The following is a 20,039-nucleotide window of genomic DNA, read 5'->3' on the forward strand; positions in this document are numbered from 1 at the left end:
TCCTGTTGAGTAAATCTACGTTAATCATAATGTAAAAAAGCAAAAAATTAGGTGACCTAAATCACACATTCGATATGATTTACATTTTTATGTCTGAATTCATTTGAATTGTGACATTTGATATGTTTCTAAGTTTCTAATAAGCTTATAATGAAGATTATTCAATGATTAATGATACATATCAAAAATAAATATGGTTAAGGCAGGAGTTGATGATTTTGTTTGAAAGAAGAAAACCAATACCCGTTGGGGAAGCTGTCCAAAAAATTATGGAATACCAATTACCGGGTGTAACCGAACAGATTTCAATAAATGAAAGCTATGGCCGCTTTTTATCTGAGGATTTAATAGCGACAAGTGATGTTCCTCATTTTGATCGGGCTCCCTACGATGGATTTGCTGTCAGGTCTATCGATACCAGTGATGCCTCACAAACGAATAGTGTTGAGTTTGAAGTTGTCGATCATATTGGTGCTGGCATGGTTTCAAAAAAAGTAATTGGTGCATTCCAAGCTGTAAGAATTATGACTGGAGCGATGATGCCTGAGGGTACAGATGCAGTGGTTATGTTCGAACTTACACAGGGGTACGAAAAGAATGGAATTCCCTATATGTCAATTAAACGCAGCTTTAAAAAAGGCGATAATGTTTCATTCAGTGGAGAGGATGCTAGGCGAGGAGAAATTTTGGTAAGAAAAGGGACGTTGATCAATCCAGGGATACAAGCCATGCTTGCAACATTTGGATATGACCGTGTAGCCGTAGCAAAAAAACCTCTTGTAGGTTTATTTGCCACAGGCACGGAATTATTAGAGGTGAACGAGCCCCTAGTTCCTGGGAAAATTCGAAACAGTAATTCCCATATGATTGCAGCGCAAATAGAAAGAGCAGGAGGGATTGTCCGCTATTTAGGCAAACTTCCGGATGAGTTTGAAACTTGCTTTGAAGCAGTGAAAAATGCATTAAACGATGTTGACTTGTTAATTACAACCGGCGGGGTTTCAGTGGGTGATTTTGATTATCTGCCTGCTATTTATGAAAAGCTTGGTGCGGAGGTTTTCTTTAATAAAGTTGCCATGCGGCCTGGAAGTGTGACGACGGTGGCACAGTATAATCGCAAACTTCTATTTGGGCTTTCGGGAAATCCATCAGCATGTTATGTAGGGTTCGAATTGTTTGCCCGTCCCATCATCCGAAGAATGCTATTTTCAGAAAAACCGCATCTTCGAATTGAAAAAGCTCTTTTAGAGGTGGATTTTCCTAAAGCAAATCCATTCACTAGGTTTGTTCGAAGTTCAACATTTATCGATGCGGGAAGACTTAAGGCCACACCGAGTGGGCTGGACAAGTCTAACATCATTATGAGCCTTTCTGGAGCTAATTCCTTGATGATTCTTCCGGGCGGAACCAGAGGCTATGCTGCTGGCAGTGAAGTAGATGTCCTGCTGCTTGAAGATCAAGTTGGCAGTGAATGGCCTTGGTAACTCCTGTCATCTTTCAAGTGGTCGGGTATCAAAATAGTGGAAAGACAACAATCACTACAAAGTTGATTAATCTTTTAACAGAAAATGGGGTAAAAACAGTTACCATAAAGCACCACGGACATGGTGGCAGACCAGACTATCTACCTCTGAAAGATACAGAAAAACATATAAAGGCAGGAGCAATTGCATCAATCGTCGAAGGAGATGGAAGTTTGCTCCTCCAAGCCGAGAACCATTATTATTCACTTGAAGACCAGATAGAATTGATGAAGTTTTTTCAGCCAGATGTGATTTTAATCGAAGGCTACAAACTAGAGGCTTTTCCAAAGTTGCTGTTATTAAGAGATGAAAATGACTTTTCTTTATTAAAAAGCGTTTCCAATATTGCTGCTATTGTATACTGGAAAGAGAAAATGGAAAAGGTAATCAAGTTGAAAACCAATATTCCTTGTTTTCATATTGATGATAAAAGGGCGATAACTTGGACTTTTAAATTACTTCAAGAACTTGTACAAAAAATAGATCAAAATAGTTAAGAAAATGTCACAAAGAGAAGGCGATAGCCTTCTTTTTTTGGGGAAATATGTGATGTGTTTCACATATTTTTTTGCTTAGCTAGCTTATATTTAGGCTAGTTAGGATAAAGGAGTGAAAATAATGAAGTTATTTTTACCGAAACAACATGGTGCATGGGCAATGCTAATCATCCCTTTTTGGCTTGGTGTTATTAATGGAGGATTTATTTGGCAACATATCCCGTTTTTCATCGGCTGGCTCTTATTGTACTTGGCAACCTATCCGATGCTCCTTTTATGTAAAAGGAAAAAACTCACTTTTTATACTAAATGGACTCTTTTATACATGATTCCCTCGCTGCTTTTTTTACTTTTTCCTTTGTTGGAAAGACCGACAATAATATATTTTGGCCTTCTGATGCTGCCATTTTTTATAATTAATGCTATTTATACTTCAAAGAATCAAGACCGGGCGTTTATGAATGATCTCAGTGCGGTTTTTGCCTTTTCAATTGCCGGATTAGCAAGCAGTTATTTAACAAATGGAGAAATAAATTTCGAGACACTTGTTTTCACCTTTTTAACATCGGTCCTATTTTTTGTTGGTTGTACCTTTTATGTAAAAACAATGATTAGGGAAAAGAAGAACACTCAATTTAAATGGATTTCATGGTTTTACCATATTGTGTTAGTCATTTCTTGCTTCGGTTTTGGTGTCTGGATTGTTGCTTTAGCATTTATCCCTAGTTTACTAAGAGCAATTGGTTTTTACGGCAGGTCCTTATCCCCAAAACAAATTGGCATTTACGAAATTATTAATTCAGCAGTATTCTTTACGATATCAGCCATCCAACTAAGCATATTAACATAAAAAATTCGGTCAAATGACCAATTCAGATTGTCGAGAAAGGGAACTTTTCTCGGCTATTTTTTTCTTTATCTGAAACAATTTTTTGATTTTGTCCCTGCTATTGGGCCTGTTGATTTCCGCTCCGGGCACTCGCTTTCCGCGGGGAGGTCCTGGAGCCTCCTCGGCGCATTGGCGCCTGCGGGGTCTCCAGTGACCTCTATATCCCGCAGGAGTCGAGTGTCCTCCGCTCCAATCAACAGGGTGTCAAGTCAACCCAAGCATTGCCACACACTTTTGCTACCCTAGCCAAATTTTGCAATCTTTATTATACTTTTGAAGGCTACAGTAAGGAGAACCTGTTCATTCATCATTAAAGACATATTCATATTCAATTTGGTTATATTCTTTTGGCTTAAAAATTGAATTATTATTTATTGAGTTGCAGATCTTTATTACTACAACTGTTGATTGGAGCGGAAGGTGCGAAGACTCCTGCGGGAGTACGGGTCAGGGGAGACCCCGCAGGAGCGCAGCGACGAGGAGGCTCGCCGACACGCCCGCGGAAAGCGAAGCATCTGGAGCGCAAATCAACAGACTTGTCGCAAAGCCTAAATATTAAAATAAAAAGGCTATCGAAAGTTTCGATAACCTGAAAATCGGTCAAATGACCGATTTTTTTGCTTAAAGAATTCCTAATCCACTTTACAGATTTCTATTGGACAGTCCTCACAATCGATTTCCCTTTTTAAATAGTCTAAATCATGAATGGTAATCATGCCCTTATCAATGGATACAATTCCGTTCTTTCGTAAATCGCTTAACAAGCGATTGACAACTTCCCGTGAAGTACCGCAAAAATTGGCCAACTCTTGATTGGTAAGCGGCAGCTCGATAAGTATTCCTTTATTGGTCTTGATACCATAACTATTGGTAATTCGAATAAGTGTGGAGTACAAAGCCCCTTTTTTACCGTGAAGTACCAAATCACGGAACTTTGTTTGGGTCTTTCGGTATTGTTGGCTCATCCACTTGATGAACTCGAATGAAAGTGATTGGTTTTGTGATAGTCTTTCTTCAAGTGTGTCTTTCATAATAACGGCTACCTCTCCACTCTCAACGACACGAGCACTTAATAAATATCTGGAAGAAGGAGAGAATAAATTTAATTCACCGACAAAATCACCACTCGAGCACATTCTCAGAGTGAGCTCCCTTCCGTCAGGAATGATTTTGCTGATTTGAAGAATTCCACTTTGTACTATGTACAATTCATCAGCAGTAGATCCTTCCTGAAATAAAAAATTCCCTTTTTCAACTTTCTTTATATGGTGAACTGTATCAAAAAGATGGGACAGTGTTACCGGTATTTCTCTTACTGACTGCATACTCATAACCACCTTTAAAGGTACGAAAATTTGTCTAAAAAATTGACAGTCAAGGTTATATTTACAAGATAATACTATAATTATATTGTTAACAAAGAATAATTAGCAATAAATGAGCAATAAGTTCATACAATCGTCATAACTTCGTGCCGACTTTGTTTATTTCTTAGGAAATAATGTCGATTAGTATAGGAATTTGTAAGAAATGCCAATAATGACAGAGCCTGAAACGGAAATAATAACAATGTGAAGAAAAGGAGGGAAAAAGAATGGGTCAAAATCGCCAGTTTAAATCTGGAAGTAAAGCACCTAATAATGGTGTTTATATTGAAGTGGGAGATACGGGAAGCAATGTCAATAATCCGAAAAAGATCAAGTTAAAAGCAGGGGATGCATTCCCAGAGACTTCCAATGATGAACGAGTTTGGACATATCAGAGAAAACCATAATTTAATACAGAAAAGGTCATCCATTGGGTGGCTTTTTCTTTTGTGTAACTCTCGACTAAAGACTGTATTATCTAAAACGTGAAAATTTCCTTTTTAGACGGGATTGTTTTATAATAAAAATAAAGGTCAAAATTGGTCAAAGAGGGTGTTGAAAAATGGATATGAATCGAATGACAGAACGGTTACAGAAAGGAATGATGGATGCCCAATCGGTAGCGGTAAAGAAAAATCATCAAGAGGTTGATGAACCTCATTTATTTATCTCGTTAATGGAGCATGAAGATAGCCTCATTTCTAGCATATTAGAGAGAGCGGGAGTGTCTTCTGAAAGAACCAAAAAGAACTTTATGGAATCTCTGTCAAAAAAACCAGTGGTTACAGGCAGTGGTGTTGAACAAGGAAAACTGTATATTACAGCAAGGCTGCAAAAGTTACTTGTAAAAGCTGAAGAATATATGCAAAAATTTTCAGATGAGTATTTATCTGTCGAGCATATTCTGTTAGCTGCGGCTTATACAGATGACACAGAAATGCGAAAGATATTACGAGCTTTAGGAAAGCAGCCAGAGCATGTTTTACAAGCGATAAAAGATATAAGGGGGAATCAAAGAGTGACATCACAAAATCCCGAAGCAGGATACGATGCCTTAAAAAAATATGGACGGGATCTTGTTGCAGAGGTTAGAGAAGGAAAAATGGATCCTGTTATTGGACGTGATTCTGAAATCCGAAATGTCATTAGGATTTTATCAAGAAAAACAAAGAATAATCCGGTGTTAATCGGTGAACCTGGTGTAGGAAAAACAGCCATTGTAGAAGGGCTGGCACAAAGGATTGTTCGAAAAGATGTTCCAGAGGGTTTAAAGGATAAAACCATTTTTTCATTAGATATGAGTGCGTTAATTGCTGGTGCTAAATTTAGGGGTGAGTTTGAAGAACGATTAAAGGCGGTATTAAATGAGGTTAAAAAGAGTGAAGGCAGGATCTTATTATTTATCGATGAAATTCATACGATTGTTGGCGCAGGGAAAACGGAAGGTGCAATGGATGCTGGAAATATGTTAAAACCGATGCTTGCACGTGGTGAACTTCATTGCATAGGAGCAACAACACTTGATGAACACCGAAAATATATTGAAAAAGATCCTGCACTTGAACGAAGATTTCAGCAGGTACTCGTCCAAGAACCAAACGTAGAAGATACCATTTCAATACTAAGAGGCTTAAAAGAGCGGTATGAAGTACACCATGGTGTAAAAATCCATGATCATGCTTTGGTGGCAGCGGCAACATTATCAGATCGTTATATTACGGATCGGTTCTTGCCCGATAAAGCCATTGATCTTGTTGACGAAGCATGTGCTTTAATCCGGACTGAAATAGATTCCATGCCAACAGAATTGGATGAAGTAACACGAAGAGTTATGCAATTAGAAATTGAAGAAGCAGCTTTAAGTAAAGAGGTGGATGAAGGAAGCAAGTTACGGCTGGAAGTACTTCTAAAGGAACTTGCTGACCTAAAAGAGACAGCTAATGAAATGAAGGCAAAATGGCTCCATGAGAAACAAAGTATTCAGAAATTGCAGGAGAAAAGGGAGAATTTAGAGAAACTTCGCAGGGAACTTCAACAAGCAGAGGATAAATATGATTTAAATCGTGCGGCAGAACTTCGGCATGGTCAAATTCCATTAGCAGAAAAAGAACTGAAGGAACTCGAAACCGCCTCAGTTAAGGATGAAAAATTACTTCGTGAAGAAGTAACAGGTGAGGAAATATCGAACATCGTATCTAGATGGACGGGAATTCCGCTTTCTAAACTAGTCGAAGGCGAAAGAGAGAAGCTGCTCCGATTAGAATCGATCCTTCATGAAAGAGTGATTGGTCAGAATGAAGCTGTAAATTTAGTGGCAGATGCGGTCCTAAGGGCTCGTGCTGGAATTAAAGACCCTAACCGGCCAATCGGATCATTTTTATTTTTAGGTCCAACTGGGGTTGGAAAAACGGAGTTAGCAAAAGCCCTTGCGGAGTCTTTATTCGACAGTGAAGAACATATAGTCCGGATTGATATGTCTGAGTATATGGAGAAGCATGCCGTTTCCCGCTTGATTGGTGCACCCCCTGGATATGTTGGCTACGAAGAAGGTGGACAGTTAACGGAAGCAGTGAGGAGAAGACCATACTCGGTTATCTTAATGGATGAAATTGAAAAAGCCCATCCTGAGGTCTTTAATATTCTCCTTCAAGCGCTAGATGACGGAAGAATTACAGACTCGCAAGGGCGTGTTGTTGACTTTAAAAATACAGTGATAATTATGACATCAAATATTGGCTCACAATTTTTGCTAGAACGAAGTGAAAATGAAAGTGAAATCTCTGATGTGGTGCGAGAAAAAGTGATGAGTCAATTGAGGGGGCATTTCCGCCCAGAGTTTTTAAATCGCATAGACGAAACAATTCTCTTTAAGCCACTATCACTAGATGAAATAAAGAATATTGTTGCAAAAATGATGAGAGAATTGCAATATCGTTTAAAACATCAACAAATAGATATTCTCATCAATGAGGAAGCTAAAGAATTTATTGCTGTAAATGGATTTGATCCAATATATGGTGCTAGACCGTTAAAACGTTTTATCCAAAGAAATATCGAGACAAAACTTGCTCGTGAAATAATTGCTGGAAAGTTACTTGATCAATCCAAAGTGGAGATAGGTATTAACAATGGAGAAATTTCATTAGCTGTTAAATCGTGATCCATTAAAAAAAGTCATCCGCTTGGATGACTTTTTTTAATGTTTGGAAACTGGCTCATTTGGAATCAATGCAGTTACTACGTAAATTAGAATAGTTACACCAACTGCAGCAACAGTACCAGTAACGAAATCATATTTTGCACCAGCAGTCATTGAGCTCACTACATATGTAAGCATTTGCACTAATAGAAATGACCAGAAAAGGGTCCAAAAAAATCGCATTATTTCTTCACCTCTAACAACCTATTTTACATCTTTAATTATATTATCATATGATTCAGAAATGATAAAGCTAAACTTCCTTTCGTGGTAAGTTGTCCTTTCCGGCTTACCGTGCTCTTCTTCTTTTTTTTTCTGCTTGAATTCCATCTGTGCCGCGTATAAATAGGCAAAACCCCTTTCAACTTTAATATGCCGGCATACAATACTGTGAGGAAATATGGAAAAGGAGATTTAACGATGGAAAATCGTAATTTTCAGATGGATACCCAATGGAATATTATTCATTACCCTGAGAAGCCCACAGGATTTGGGATCTTAATACTTGGAGATGAAAGGCATTTTGTCGATGACTGTAAATGCTTTTGGACACAAAACGAAGGTAAGTTGGCAATTATTAACCAGCTAAAAGAAAAAGGGTACACCATTTTTTCCTCGAATCTTTATGGGCGAAACTGGGGGAGCGATAATGCTGTTGAACTCGCAGAGAGGTTATATCAGCATGTAATCCGAAGCGAGATCCTAAATAACAAAATTCATGTTTTGGCAGAAGGTATGGGAGCATTGGTTGCTTTGAAACTAATGGAAAAGATGAAGCACAGGATTAGGTCGATTATTTTACTTAATCCGATTTTATCCTTAAAACATCATCTTGAACAAGAAAAGGAACATAAATTTTTTTATAAGAAGCTGCTGAGGGAATTATCATTAGCGCATCAAATGGAGCAGAACGTACTTGAAAACACAATTCTTAGCAGGGAAGAAACCATTAAACAACTATTTGACTGTCCAGTTAAAATAATCCATGTCTTGGCTGGGGCAAAATCTTATAACCAGTCTAAATTGTATCAACAACTAATTAGTGGGTCCGAGATAAATCCAACATTTATTCTTCCAGAGAAAAAACAACAATTAGCGATAATTATGATAAAGTTCTTTAACCGACATGAATCGGTCTTATAAACTTCATCCTCCCCACAAGAAATAATTCCTTAACGATGCGCATAGGATTCATTAAGGTTAGTGTGGGGAGGAAAAATATATGGACAAGGCAATTCTTTTTGGTTTGTTTGACTTTGTGAATTTTCATATTTGCAAGAGTTTGTTAAATAAAGGGCTAGAGGTAACGGGTATTCATCTAGCAGAGACAGGTCAAATAGAATTTCTAGAAGAAAAAAGGCTTGAAGTAGGCCGAAATGCAAACTTAATAGAACAATCATTATCGGAGTGGGGGATTGACCAAGAAAAATCCACACCCAATACCAGTCTAATCATTTCAATATATGATCTTTTTATGAGCAAAAAAGAACAAATTTTAGAGGATGGAAATATAACTAAGCAGATGGTTCAATATCTGAAGGGTAATAGGAATGAAGTTAATAATGTTCTTATTCTCCCTGTCCAAATGCTGACGAGTACATTTAGGGGTAAGGAAATAGAGGGATTCCTAGATTTAATAAAGGGAGTAGGAAATAATACGCAGTCTATTTACTTACCCGCAGTTTATGGCCCATGGCAAACGAATACTTTTTTATTTCAAAAAGTATTAAGTTCAAAATATCAAGAAATAGAGATTACGTCTGATGAAAGGGAATGGTCCAATGATGTCCTTTTTATTAATGATGCGCTAGAGTCTATTGTAGATATTATTGAAACAGGAGAGCCAGGTAGTTTTGTGCTTGAAAGCGGCCAGAAGAATCAATGGTTGAGATGTGCTGATTATCTAAATATCGCTGAAAATCATCGGGTTAAAAATGTTTATGAATCATTGGATTTGAATTCTGACATCGTAAAAGTTTCCGTTAAAAAAGGAACTTCATTAAAAAAGTCCATTCAGGAACAAAAGGATCATGTCCAGCGATTGTATGCAAATCAGTTGTAAAGTGTCCTGATTTTTGTATAGAATATGTTGGAAATAGGGATGATGAATGATAGGATTCATTTCGCTAATGACATTTAGAAGGAGATAATATGATTAGTCAGGATAAATCTTTAGAATTTATGCAGATCGCGATGAAGTACTTACCAGAGGCTAAGGAAGAATTGGACAAGGCTGGTGTTGAATTATCAATGGATTTAATTCAGCCGTTTATGAATCTTTTTTCAAAGGTTATGCAAGAGGCATACGAACTTGGTTTAGCTGAGGGGCGTAAAGAAATGTAAAAAGAAATAAGCTCTCGGACACGGGAGCTTATTTCTTTTTCAATATTTGCCTTAAACAGTTGCTTAAAATGGACTTTATTTGATAAAATTAGGACCAAGTCATAATAATTGATATTAAACAATAGGATATATAATGTTGTCATAAATAAAGGAGATGGACCGTATGAGAGCAGGGATTGTAGGTATCGGTAGGTATTTACCAGAGAAAATTGTCACCAATAAGGATTTAGAAAAAATTATGGATACATCTGATGAATGGATTCGTACAATGACAGGAATTGAAGAGAGGAGAATCGCAGCCGACGATGTTAACACTTCAGACATGGCATTTGAAGCTGCCCAAAAGGCGATTCAAGATGCGGGGATCACTGCCGAAGAGATTGATTTAATATTGGTAGCTACGGTAACTCCAGACACTCCGTTCCCTTCGGTTGCATGCAGAATTCAAGAAAGATTGGGAGCAAAGAAGGCTGCAGCAATGGATGTAAGTGCAGCTTGTGCTGGTTTTATGTACGGTATTGTGACGGGTAAACAATTCGTTGAAACTGAAGTTTATAAATATGTACTTGTCGTTGGAGTGGAAAAACTTTCGAAAATTACAGATTGGTCTGACCGCAATACGGCCGTATTATTTGGGGATGGTGCTGGAGCGACAATTATCGGACCTGTTTCAGAAGACCGTGGAATTCTATCCTTCGAACTTGGAGCTGATGGGACAGGATCTAAGCATCTATACCAAGATGAATATATTATTATGAACGGTAGAGAAGTTTTCAAATTTGCTGTTAGGCAAATGGGGGAAAGCTGTATTAATGTTCTCGAAAAAGCAGGTTTATCAAAAGATGATGTCGATTTCCTCATTCCTCATCAGGCAAATATTCGAATTATGGAAGCGTCTAGACAAAGATTGGAATTACCAGTTGAAAAAATGTCAAAAACCATTAATAAATACGGTAACACTTCTGCAGCGTCGATTCCCATTTCTATTGTAGAAGATTTGGAAGAGGGAAGAATTAAGGATGATGACATTATTGTCATGGTAGGTTTCGGTGGAGGCCTAACTTGGGGTGCCATTGCAATCAAATGGGGAAGATAAAGAACAGTATGAACAAAAAGATAAGAAATGAAGGAGATAGATAATATGGAAAAGCGCAGGGTTGTAGTAACAGGCATAGGTGCAGTAACGCCGCTTGGAAATGATGCCGAAACTACTTGGAAAAATATTTTAGAAGGTCAATCTGGGGTTGGGCCGCTGACAAGAGTTAATGCTGATGAATATCCGGCAAAAGTTGCTGCTGAATCCACTGATTTTAATCCTGAGGAATTTATGGATAGAAAAGATGCACGTAAAATGGATCGTTTTACACAATTTGCGGTTGCGTCGGCATTAATGGCAGTGAAAGATGCTAATTTAACAATTAACGAAGAAAACTCCCATCGTGTAGGAGTATGGATTGGTTCTGGAATTGGCGGAATGGAAACCTTTGAACAGCAATTTGAAATATTTCAAAACAGAGGATACAAGCGTGTTAGTCCATTTTTTGTTCCAATGTTAATTCCAGATATGGCAACAGGACAAGTTTCCATTACATTAGGTGCGAGAGGCTTCAATTCATGTACAGTAACCGCCTGTGCAACTGGAACAAATTCGATTGGTGACGCCTTTAAAGTCATTCAACGCGGTGATGCAGATGCTATGGTTACAGGCGGAGCGGAAGCACCGATTACAAAAATGTCGGTCGCAGGCTTCTGTGCAAATACTGCTTTGTCCACCAATCCAGACCCAAAAACAGCTAGTAGACCATTCGATAAAAATCGTGATGGATTTGTCATTGGCGAAGGTGCAGGAATTATTGTCTTAGAAGAACTTGAACATGCCTTAGCGCGTGGTGCCAAGATCTATGCTGAAATTGTTGGCTATGGTGCAACTGGGGATGCCTACCATATTACGGCACCGGCACCAGGTGGTGAAGGCGGCGCCCGTGCTATGAAAATGGCCATTAATGATAGCGGATTAAATCCTGATGAAATTGACTATGTTAACGCCCATGGGACTAGTACAGAATATAATGACAAGTTTGAAACTCTTGCTGTTAAAGAGGTTTTCGGTGAGCATGCTTATAAATTAGCGATTAGTTCAACAAAATCTATGACAGGGCATCTTCTGGGTGCGGCTGGCGGTGTAGAAGCAATTTTTTCGGTATTAGCGATAAGAGACAGTATGCTTCCACCTACCATTAACTATGAAACACCAGATCCAGAATGTGATTTAGATTATGTACCAAATAAAGCACGTCAAAAGGAAATTAAAGCAGCAATGAGTAATTCATTAGGTTTTGGCGGACACAACGCTACGATTGTATTTAAAAAATACGAATAAACACCTACGAACGACCAGACAAATATATCTGGTCGTTTTTTTACCATTTTATCTATGAACCTCTTTCGATTACCTTCATAAACTGTTCAGAAGAGGCTAGGTAAATGGGGTGTAAAAATGGGAATTATTCGAACAGATTATTGGATAGAAGAGGAGTTTGAGAGACCTTTAAAGCTGTGTGAAAAACTAGAGCCATTCTTTGTAAAGCAAACGCCAAAGGAAATATACAATCAATTATTGAATTTTGGTATGTACCGACCCTCTAGATCTGCTCGGATTATTATTGACCGAATGAAAGAACAAAAGGCATGGGCTCAAGTGGAACAACTCTTTAATCACTATAAAGAGAAATGGAATGGTCCTGACATACCAGTATTTCTTTTTCCCGTAGCACAAGCAGGCGGTTTCTTTCTTAAGGAAGTTAAAAGTAAAGCTGGTGTCTCGTTTCCTGATAAAATGTTTCTTTTTCTCTCGCATTTTGAGAATCCTAAAGAAATAGAGGCACTAATGGTCCATGAATATCATCACGTCTGCAGGCTAAGTAAGTTGAATAAAAGAATGGAAGACTATACCTTGCTTGATTCGATAATTATAGAAGGACTTGCAGAATATGCCGTTTTAAAAAATTGTGGTTCGGAATATTTAGCCACATGGTGCCGTATGTATAATAAAAAAGAGTTACTAAAATTTTGGGATAAATATATTAAAAAACAACTAAGTACGAAGAAAAATGAAAGAGGACATGATGAAATACTATACGGAGGGGGAAGACTGCCAAGACTTCTCGGTTACTCTTTTGGATATGATATTGTTGAACACTTTTACAAAACCAATCATTATTCTACGAAACTATCTTTTTCCATCCCCGCATTAAAGTACCTAGAACACTATAAGAATGACATCCTAAAAAGCCAATAAAACTAGACTTATAAAAATAGACTGACATATATTATATAAAATTCAAATAAATCTTGCAATTGTAACAATTCCGTAATAAAATTTCAAGTAAATAGTTTGAATAAACAGAATAATTTAAAAAGTTAGTAGGTGTACTATGAGCACAAAAAGATCGTTGCAAAAAGAGGCACCATTGCTCGAGGTGAAAAACTTAGAGACGGCATTTGATATTGACGGAACTGATTATAATGCAGTAGATAATGTTTCATTTAATGTTAAGCCAGGTCAAGTTGTTGGAATTGTTGGAGAGTCCGGTTGTGGCAAATCCGTTATGAGTCTCTCAATAATGAAGCTTTTGCCTAAGGGGAGCGGAAAAATAAAAACAGGTGAGGTTATTTTTGATGGATTAAATCTTGAGAAAATGACCGAATCTCAAATCAATAAAATTCGAGGGAAAGACGTCTCGATGATTTTCCAAGAGCCAATGACTTCATTAAATCCAGTTTTTACAATAGGTTATCAATTACAGGAAGTCCTTTTTAATCACTTAAAAATTTCGAAGCAAGAAGCCAGGCTAAAATCAATTGCCTTATTAAAAAGTGTCGGAATCTCACGACCTGAAAAACTGGTTGATGAGTATCCACATCAACTATCCGGCGGGATGAGACAAAGAGTGATGATCGCAATTGCCATAGCTTGTCAGCCTAAATTATTAATTGCTGATGAACCAACGACTGCACTGGATGTTACTGTTCAAGCTCAGATATTAGAACTTCTTCAGGAAATTCAGGCAGTAAATGACATGTCTATCATTTTAATAACCCATGACTTAGGCGTGATTGCTGAAATGTGTGATGAAGTTATGGTGATGTATGCCGGAAGGATTGTTGAACGTACGGATGTTGATACGCTTTTCCATAATCCCAAACATCCATATACTAGTCTACTATTGGGGGCTATCCCAAAAATGGATGGACAAGATGAACGGTTAAGTTCGATAAAGGGTATCGTACCCTCGCTTATTAATATGCCAAAAGTGGGCTGCCGTTTTGCAAATCGATGTCCAAAAGCAATGCCTGAATGCACGACAAATACCCCTTTACTTGAAGAGGTAGAACATGGCCACGAAGTTGCATGTTTACTCTATGAAACAAGTAAACCAATTGAAGGGGTGAGTTCATGAAGACTGTTACAGTACATAAACAGGATGACCATTCTCCCATGAAGTCAGAGAATCTATTAGAGATTAAGAATCTTAAAACCTATTATCCTGTTAAAGGCGGATTTTTAAAACGCACGATTGGAAATGTAAAAGCAGTGGATAATATCTCTTTTGAGATTAAAAAAGGGGAAACGCTTGGGCTAGTTGGTGAATCTGGATGCGGTAAATCAACTGCAGGCAGAACAATCCTTCGACTATTAAAACCAACAGAGGGTCAAATTCTTTTTAATGGTAAAGACATTACCAAAGTATCAGGCAAACCACTTCGCGAGATTCGAAAGGATATGCAAATGGTGTTTCAGGACCCTTATGCTTCTTTGAATCCGATGCAAATGGTTGGGGACATTATCGCTGAGCCTATTTATAACTTTTCTAAAAAAAGTAAGGATGTATTAAAACAGGAAGTCATGGATTTGTTAAATAAAGTAGGATTACCGCCAGATGCCTATTACAAGTATGCACATGAATTTTCTGGGGGCCAGCGTCAAAGAATCGGAATTGCTAGAGCATTAGCATTAAAGCCGAAATTAATTATTGCCGACGAACCTGTTTCAGCACTCGACGTCTCAGTCCAATCTCAGGTTTTAAATTTGTTAAAAGACTTGCAGGAAGAATTTAATCTTACCTTTCTTTTTATAGCACATGATTTAAGTGTTGTTAAACACATGAGTGATCGAATTGGTGTTATGTATCTAGGTAATATGGTCGAGGTTGCGGATAAAGAAGATTTATATGCTGTACCTCTCCACCCATATACACAAGCATTAATTTCAGCAATTCCATCTCCTGATCCCAGGGTGAAAAAAGAGCGGATTATCTTAAAAGGTGATGTGCCGAGCCCAATTAATCCTCCAACAGGATGCCGATTTCATCCCCGCTGCCCCATGGCAATGGAGCAATGTTCTAAAATTTTGCCGGTATTAAAGGAGGTGAAGCCCTCTCATCGAGTTGCTTGCCACCTTTACTAGAAAAGCGAATGCACATGTACGCTTTCACTAGACAGTAACGAAAGGAAAAATAAAAACTATAGGGGGGTAAACAAATGAAGAAGAGAAGTATGCTTATGCTAGCCGCATTGATGCTGGTTCTATCCGCATTTTTAGCGGCCTGCAGCGGCGGAGAAAAAACAGGGACAAGCAAAAACGAAGATGATGGTAAGACTGGCGAAACGGCCGGAAAACCACAAGATGGCGGGACACTAGTTTATGCATTAGATTCCGCACCAGAGGGTAAATTTAACTATTCTTTTTATGGTAATGCATCTGATCAGTATGTCATTGATTTCTTTGATGAAAACCTAATTGATTATGACGAGAATTTAAAAGCACAGCCTCATATCGCCTCATGGAAAACAACAGACAATAAAGTTTTTGATTTCGAAATCAAGCAAGGTGTAAAGTGGCACAATGGCGATGAGTTATCAGTGAAAGACTGGGAATTTGCATTGAAAGTTATCGCCGACAAGGATTATGATGGTCCACGTTTTGATAACGTAAGAAACATTGTAGGTGCACAAGATTATCATGACGGCAAAGTGAAAGAAATCGCTGGTATCAAAGTAGTGGATGATTACCACATCCAAATTACTTTTGATAAAGCTCGTGTAAACAACTTGGATAATCTTTGGACATACCCGATGAACCGTACGGAATTTAAAGGACTTGCAGTAAAAGATATGATGGCATCCGCACAAGTTCGGACCAAGCCAGTTGGTTTAGGACCATTTAAAGTAACGAAAGTAATTCCAGGTGAATCCATAGAAATGGAACGATTTGATGATTACTTTGGCGGCAAACCACATATCGAAAAAGTAGTTATCAAAGTGATTGATCCTTCACTTTCTGTTGGAGAACTTAAAAACGGGACGCTTGATATGACTTCTTTCCATCCTAGTATTATTGATCAAGTCAAAGCACTCGATAATGTAAATGCTGTTACCTATCCAGGCGTAAGCTACTACTATGTTGGTTTCAGATTAGGTACCTGGGATGGCGAGAAAAACATCATGAACGAACCTAAATACCAAGAGAAGAAGCTTCGTGAAGCAATGTATTATGCAATCAATCGAGAGGAATGGGTTAAGGCGTTCTTCTTTGGTGTAGGTAAGCCAGTCAACCGTCCAATACCTACAAACCATTGGATTGCAGCCCCTAATGAAGATTTAGAGCAATACAAATATGATCCGGAAAAAGCTAAAGCATTATTAGATGAAGCGGGATACAAAGATATTGATGGCGATGGCTTCCGTGAAGATCCAAATGGGAAGAAATTTGTTGTTAATTTCAGCCACTATGCAACGGATAACCCTACATTTGAATCGCGCGCTAAGGCAATGACTCAATATTGGGAAGCAGTTGGTTTGAAAACGAAATTAACAATGACAGATGTAAACCTTTATTATGAAATGCTTGATAAAGCTGATAAATCAATGGAAGTATTCTTCGGTGGCTGGTCAACTGGGTCAGACCCAGATCCGACTCCACTTTGGGGATCGAAAGCAGTTTGGAACTACCCACGCTGGGTAAATGCTGATAGTGATAAATTGCTAGATCAAGCACTTGATATCAATATTGTAGGAACAGATAACGATAAACGTAAGGATCTTTATGTCCAATGGCAAAAGCTATTCATGCAAGATCTACCAGCATTACCAATTGCTGAACTAGAAGAAACAATGGCAGTCAGCAAGCGAGTGCAGGACGTTAAATTTGATGTATCTGGTATGAATCGTCCAAACGAATGGTGGATTAAGCAATAGGTTCTGCTAAAAAATACTAACACAATCTTAATCTTCAAATGGGAGAAGGCTTACTTCTCCCATTTGAATAACCTGGTATTGGGTTTACACAGAGTGTGAACCAAAGCTTAATAGACAAGGAGAATGCACATGCTGAAATATGCATTTCGAAGAATATTGGGAATGATTCCAATGTTACTCCTTACCTCCATTGTAGTATTTACATTGGCAAAATTAATGCCGGGCGATTCACTAAGTGGAGAAATAGATCCTAGAAATACGAATCCTGAGTATATCGCAGAAATGCGAGAGAAATTGGGGTATAATGACCCGGTGCCTCAGCAGTATTTCCGTTGGATTAGTGGATTCGTTGAGGGGGATTTTGGAAAGTCAACACGTTTCAAAATAGAGGTATCCGAGGTTATTGGTGAGCGGCTCCCTAACACAATACTTTTAGGTTTTTCATCCATATTAATAACCTATATTCTCGCATTTATAATGGGCTCCTATGCAGGACGAAAGCCTTATACCCTGACTGATAATCTAATTGGAGGATTAAACTACATAGGATTGGCCATCCCATCCTTTATTGCTGGGGTATTCGCTATCTTCTTCTTTTCCTTTACGCTAGGCTGGTTTCCATCCAATGGTTCAGTCGATATTAGTGTGACCGAGGGAACCATTGAATGGTGGCTAAGCCGTTTACATCATGTCTTTCTGCCTGCGGTCGTACTAGGATTATTAAGTACAGCTAGTTATACCCAATTTTTACGTAACGATATTATTGAAAATAGCCGCAAGGACTATGTCCGCACAGCACGTGCAAAGGGTACACCGGAACGAAAGATTTATAATGTTCATATTTTAAGAAACTCAATTATTCCACTTATAACATTTTTAGGATTTGATATCGTAGCCATTATTAGTGGTGCCATTATTACTGAAACAATTTTTACTTATCCTGGTTTAGGACAACTATTCCTACAGTCTGTAGGGACGAGGGATTATCCAGTATTATTGACATTGACAATGTTATTCTCGTTCTTAACATTAATCGGCAATTTAATAGCGGATGTCTTATATGGTGTTGTAGATCCGAGAATTAGGCTTGATTAAGGGGGAGGAAAAGATGCAAATAGCAACGCAAAATGAGAAAAATATGTTAGTAACACCCCCGAAAAAAAGTTTATCTCCTTTTGCAATAGCACGAAAGAAATTTGTGAAAAATAAATTGGCAATGATTAGCCTTTTCTTTTTACTGCTTGTTACGATTGTTTCAATCCTCGCACCCTATATCACTACGGCAGATATAACTAGAATCAACATTGGGCAAATGTCGTTAGAGCCAAGTAGTGAACATTGGCTGGGAACAGATAAATCTGGACGCGATGTTTTTACAAGATTGCTCTATGGCGGACGTATCTCTTTGTTAGTAGGGATCAGTTGTACATTTTTTGTTATTATACTGGGAACTTTAATCGGCTCAATCTCAGGGTATTTCGGCGGTGCGGTTGATAGCTTATTAATGAGATTTACCGATTTTATCTTAAACTTTCCATTCCTTGTATTTGTCATTGTTCTAAATGCTATCCTTTTTGGAAAAGTTAACGGATTGTGGGTATTAATTGGAACAATAAGCTTGCTAAGTTGGGGGGGGATTGCCCGGATTGTCCGCAGTAAGATTCTCGCCGAAAAAGAAAATGAATACATTACAGCAGCCATTTCTATAGGTTGTTCACCAACAAAAGTTATTGTGAAACATCTTCTTCCCAACATTTTATCTACTATTATTGTTCAAGCAACGATTACCTTTGCAACGATGATTGTTGCTGAAACAGGTTTAAGTTTTCTTGGCTTTGGTGTACCGCAAGAAATTCCGAGTTGGGGAAATATGTTGAATTCAGCTAATGAGCCTGATGTTCTTCAATTCAAACTTTGGATTTGGGTACCGCCAGCATTAATCATCACAATAACCATTTTATCTATTAACTTTATCGGTGAAGGTCTAAAGGATGCCTTTAATCCAAAATCTAAACGTTAAAGATCTACCATTACCTGGTGGATTTTTTTTGTTGGCATTTTAAAATTCATTGTTGATTGCAGTTCATAAATGTAATTGGAGCAAAATATATATAAAGGAATAATTTAACTAAGGTCTGCCCATACTGATTTACAAACAGTTTCTTGAAGTGAGGGGTTGTACAATGTTGTATCTTCATGATGTATGGGTGAATTGGTTTGAAGGGGAAGAAAACGGTTACAATGTATGCCATTTCCATGAATGGCGTAAGGATGATGGTGTGGAGTTATTAGACCAAGTACCATTGATGAAAGTTGAACCGATTATGTTTAATTACATTGAAAATGATTTGTCAGAATTACCTCAACAGCTCTTAGATGATATCTTTCAGAAAGCGTATTTGAGGAAGAATCATGAAAGAGTTCAACTTGACTATTGTTTTGTAGTTACAGATGGAATTGGTATATTAGCCATTGATACCATTGGCTATAATATTCCAATCCGTAAAAGCCGATTAATTCCAAGACAAGAGCAGTTAGTTTACGAAATGATAAGTCAACATGAGGCTAATAAATACCACTTTTATGAGCAGCCAAAATCAAAAGACTATCACATTCTCTCACCTGAGCCGGAATTAATGAGAGGTTTAACAAGAAAAGAGCGTCAATTAAAACAACTATTATTTATGGCACTTGACCAATTACTCTCATCGAGTAATGAGGCAGAAGTTAGGTATTGGTACACTGAATGGTGTCCGGAAAATTATTCAACGATTCAAGCTTTAAATTTTGAAGCCGCATGGGAACAGTTATTTGAGGAAACAAAGTATGGATGGTCGAAGAGGCATGAAACATTTTGTGAAAATCTAATAAAAGGACAGCCGTTTTTTGAAAAACTTTGGGAAATGGAACACGGTCCAAAAGTAAATTAAAAGCCTGACCCAACAGATAGCTACACATATCTGT

The 20,039-nt window shown here is 37.9% G+C and carries 20 protein-coding genes; 18 read left to right on the forward strand and 2 right to left on the reverse strand.

The genetic code is table 11. From position 1 onward, the window contains the following. The first annotated feature begins 218 nt into the window (after positions 1-218). From ACE198_RS14980 to ACE198_RS14995, 4 genes are all read left to right on the forward strand, one after another. Positions 219-1,484, forward strand: coding sequence for a molybdopterin molybdotransferase MoeA (locus ACE198_RS14980; protein WP_375376083.1), 1,266 nt, complete (start codon positions 219-221; stop codon positions 1,482-1,484). Beyond that, positions 1,472-2,020: a molybdopterin-guanine dinucleotide biosynthesis protein B gene (gene mobB / locus ACE198_RS14985; RefSeq protein ID WP_375376084.1), complete on the forward strand. Its 549-nt coding sequence runs from the start codon at positions 1,472-1,474 to the stop codon at positions 2,018-2,020. Before ACE198_RS14980 ends, mobB begins: the two co-directional genes overlap by 13 nt. A 121-nt stretch (positions 2,021-2,141) precedes the next feature. Continuing rightward, positions 2,142-2,870 carry a YwiC-like family protein gene (locus tag ACE198_RS14990; protein ID WP_375376085.1) on the forward strand — a complete coding sequence of 243 codons (729 nt, stop codon included), beginning with the start codon at positions 2,142-2,144 and terminating at the stop codon, positions 2,868-2,870. 413 nt (positions 2,871-3,283) lie between these two features. Next, positions 3,284-3,502, forward strand: a complete 219-nt coding sequence (locus ACE198_RS14995; protein WP_375376086.1) for a hypothetical protein — start codon at positions 3,284-3,286, stop codon at positions 3,500-3,502. Between the two features lie 39 nt (positions 3,503-3,541). Here ACE198_RS14995 and ACE198_RS15000 read toward each other — a convergent pair whose 3' ends face one another. Beyond that, a complete protein-coding gene (locus tag ACE198_RS15000) occupies positions 3,542-4,234 on the reverse strand; it encodes a Crp/Fnr family transcriptional regulator (RefSeq protein ID WP_375376087.1) in 693 nt (230 codons plus the stop codon). 269 nt (positions 4,235-4,503) lie between these two features. Between ACE198_RS15000 and ACE198_RS15005 the strand changes: the two genes are divergently transcribed. Together ACE198_RS15005 and clpB are read left to right on the forward strand one after the other, a co-directional pair. Beyond that, positions 4,504-4,683, forward strand: a complete 180-nt coding sequence (locus tag ACE198_RS15005; protein ID WP_026566122.1) for a YjzC family protein — start codon at positions 4,504-4,506, stop codon at positions 4,681-4,683. Between the two features lie 155 nt (positions 4,684-4,838). Continuing rightward, positions 4,839-7,436, forward strand: coding sequence for an ATP-dependent chaperone ClpB (clpB, locus tag ACE198_RS15010; protein ID WP_375376088.1), 2,598 nt, complete (start codon positions 4,839-4,841; stop codon positions 7,434-7,436). Positions 7,437-7,472: 36 nt separating this feature from the next. Here clpB and ACE198_RS15015 read toward each other — a convergent pair whose 3' ends face one another. Continuing rightward, on the reverse strand, positions 7,473-7,658 hold the full coding sequence (locus tag ACE198_RS15015) for a YjzD family protein (protein WP_026566124.1): 186 nt from the start codon (positions 7,656-7,658) through the stop codon (positions 7,473-7,475). A gap of 237 nt (positions 7,659-7,895) precedes the next feature. Between ACE198_RS15015 and ACE198_RS15020 the strand changes: the two genes are divergently transcribed. From ACE198_RS15020 to ACE198_RS15075, 12 genes are all read left to right on the forward strand, one after another. Continuing rightward, a complete protein-coding gene (locus ACE198_RS15020) occupies positions 7,896-8,618 on the forward strand; it encodes a serine aminopeptidase domain-containing protein (RefSeq protein WP_375376089.1) in 723 nt (240 codons plus the stop codon). Positions 8,619-8,697: 79 nt separating this feature from the next. Continuing rightward, positions 8,698-9,537, forward strand: coding sequence for a hypothetical protein (locus ACE198_RS15025; RefSeq protein ID WP_375376090.1), 840 nt, complete (start codon positions 8,698-8,700; stop codon positions 9,535-9,537). Positions 9,538-9,629: 92 nt separating this feature from the next. Continuing rightward, positions 9,630-9,818, forward strand: a complete 189-nt coding sequence (locus ACE198_RS15030; RefSeq protein WP_251456757.1) for a ComZ family protein — start codon at positions 9,630-9,632, stop codon at positions 9,816-9,818. A 163-nt stretch (positions 9,819-9,981) separates the two neighbouring features. After that, positions 9,982-10,914 carry a beta-ketoacyl-ACP synthase III gene (locus ACE198_RS15035; RefSeq protein WP_098572440.1) on the forward strand — a complete coding sequence of 311 codons (933 nt, stop codon included), beginning with the start codon at positions 9,982-9,984 and terminating at the stop codon, positions 10,912-10,914. Positions 10,915-10,959: 45 nt separating this feature from the next. After that, a complete protein-coding gene (fabF, locus tag ACE198_RS15040) occupies positions 10,960-12,198 on the forward strand; it encodes a beta-ketoacyl-ACP synthase II (RefSeq protein WP_098572441.1) in 1,239 nt (412 codons plus the stop codon). Positions 12,199-12,315: 117 nt separating this feature from the next. Beyond that, positions 12,316-13,116 (forward strand): DUF2268 domain-containing putative Zn-dependent protease, encoded by an 801-nt coding sequence (locus tag ACE198_RS15045; RefSeq protein WP_375376091.1) that lies wholly within the window; start codon positions 12,316-12,318, stop codon positions 13,114-13,116. A 136-nt stretch (positions 13,117-13,252) separates the two neighbouring features. Then, positions 13,253-14,278 carry an ABC transporter ATP-binding protein gene (locus ACE198_RS15050; RefSeq protein WP_375376092.1) on the forward strand — a complete coding sequence of 342 codons (1,026 nt, stop codon included), beginning with the start codon at positions 13,253-13,255 and terminating at the stop codon, positions 14,276-14,278. Positions 14,279-14,316: 38 nt separating this feature from the next. Beyond that, complete coding sequence (locus ACE198_RS15055) at positions 14,317-15,285, forward strand: ABC transporter ATP-binding protein (RefSeq protein ID WP_375376112.1); 969 nt, start codon at positions 14,317-14,319, stop codon at positions 15,283-15,285. Positions 15,286-15,359: 74 nt separating this feature from the next. Next, positions 15,360-17,075 carry an oligopeptide ABC transporter substrate-binding protein gene (opp4A, locus tag ACE198_RS15060; RefSeq protein WP_375376093.1) on the forward strand — a complete coding sequence of 572 codons (1,716 nt, stop codon included), beginning with the start codon at positions 15,360-15,362 and terminating at the stop codon, positions 17,073-17,075. A 129-nt stretch (positions 17,076-17,204) separates the two neighbouring features. Continuing rightward, a complete protein-coding gene (gene opp4B, locus ACE198_RS15065) occupies positions 17,205-18,170 on the forward strand; it encodes an oligopeptide ABC transporter permease (RefSeq protein ID WP_375376094.1) in 966 nt (321 codons plus the stop codon). Between the two features lie 13 nt (positions 18,171-18,183). Then, positions 18,184-19,095 carry an oligopeptide ABC transporter permease gene (gene opp4C / locus ACE198_RS15070; RefSeq protein ID WP_375376095.1) on the forward strand — a complete coding sequence of 304 codons (912 nt, stop codon included), beginning with the start codon at positions 18,184-18,186 and terminating at the stop codon, positions 19,093-19,095. 163 nt (positions 19,096-19,258) lie between these two features. Beyond that, the gene (locus ACE198_RS15075; RefSeq protein ID WP_375376096.1) at positions 19,259-20,005 is read left to right on the forward strand and encodes a YjbA family protein; all 747 of its coding nucleotides are present in this window, start codon (positions 19,259-19,261) and stop codon (positions 20,003-20,005) included. Positions 20,006-20,039: the final 34 nt, after the last annotated feature.

Origin of the sequence: Neobacillus sp. KR4-4, assembly GCF_042136325.1 — a bacterium.
Classification (GTDB): Bacteria; Bacillota; Bacilli; order Bacillales; family Cytobacillaceae; genus Neobacillus.

Excerpts from the sequence above, each read along its gene's own strand:
- ACE198_RS15000 (WP_375376087.1), bottom strand. The coding sequence starts at position 4,234 with ATGCAGTCAGTAAGAGAAATACCGGTAACACTGTCCCATCTTTTTGAT.
- opp4A (WP_375376093.1), top strand. The coding sequence starts at position 15,360 with ATGAAGAAGAGAAGTATGCTTATGCTAGCCGCATTGATGCTGGTTCTA.
- ACE198_RS15045 (WP_375376091.1), top strand. The coding sequence starts at position 12,316 with ATGGGAATTATTCGAACAGATTATTGGATAGAAGAGGAGTTTGAGAGA.
- mobB (WP_375376084.1), top strand. The coding sequence starts at position 1,472 with ATGGCCTTGGTAACTCCTGTCATCTTTCAAGTGGTCGGGTATCAAAAT.
- ACE198_RS15055 (WP_375376112.1), top strand. The coding sequence starts at position 14,317 with ATGAAGTCAGAGAATCTATTAGAGATTAAGAATCTTAAAACCTATTAT.
- ACE198_RS15015 (WP_026566124.1), bottom strand. The coding sequence starts at position 7,658 with ATGCGATTTTTTTGGACCCTTTTCTGGTCATTTCTATTAGTGCAAATG.
- ACE198_RS15035 (WP_098572440.1), top strand. The coding sequence starts at position 9,982 with ATGAGAGCAGGGATTGTAGGTATCGGTAGGTATTTACCAGAGAAAATT.
- clpB (WP_375376088.1), top strand. The coding sequence starts at position 4,839 with ATGGATATGAATCGAATGACAGAACGGTTACAGAAAGGAATGATGGAT.
- opp4C (WP_375376095.1), top strand. The coding sequence starts at position 18,184 with ATGCAAATAGCAACGCAAAATGAGAAAAATATGTTAGTAACACCCCCG.
- ACE198_RS15020 (WP_375376089.1), top strand. The coding sequence starts at position 7,896 with ATGGAAAATCGTAATTTTCAGATGGATACCCAATGGAATATTATTCAT.
- ACE198_RS15050 (WP_375376092.1), top strand. The coding sequence starts at position 13,253 with ATGAGCACAAAAAGATCGTTGCAAAAAGAGGCACCATTGCTCGAGGTG.
- opp4B (WP_375376094.1), top strand. The coding sequence starts at position 17,205 with ATGCTGAAATATGCATTTCGAAGAATATTGGGAATGATTCCAATGTTA.
- fabF (WP_098572441.1), top strand. The coding sequence starts at position 10,960 with ATGGAAAAGCGCAGGGTTGTAGTAACAGGCATAGGTGCAGTAACGCCG.
- ACE198_RS14990 (WP_375376085.1), top strand. The coding sequence starts at position 2,142 with ATGAAGTTATTTTTACCGAAACAACATGGTGCATGGGCAATGCTAATC.
- ACE198_RS15025 (WP_375376090.1), top strand. The coding sequence starts at position 8,698 with ATGGACAAGGCAATTCTTTTTGGTTTGTTTGACTTTGTGAATTTTCAT.
- ACE198_RS15075 (WP_375376096.1), top strand. The coding sequence starts at position 19,259 with ATGTTGTATCTTCATGATGTATGGGTGAATTGGTTTGAAGGGGAAGAA.
- ACE198_RS15005 (WP_026566122.1), top strand. The coding sequence starts at position 4,504 with ATGGGTCAAAATCGCCAGTTTAAATCTGGAAGTAAAGCACCTAATAAT.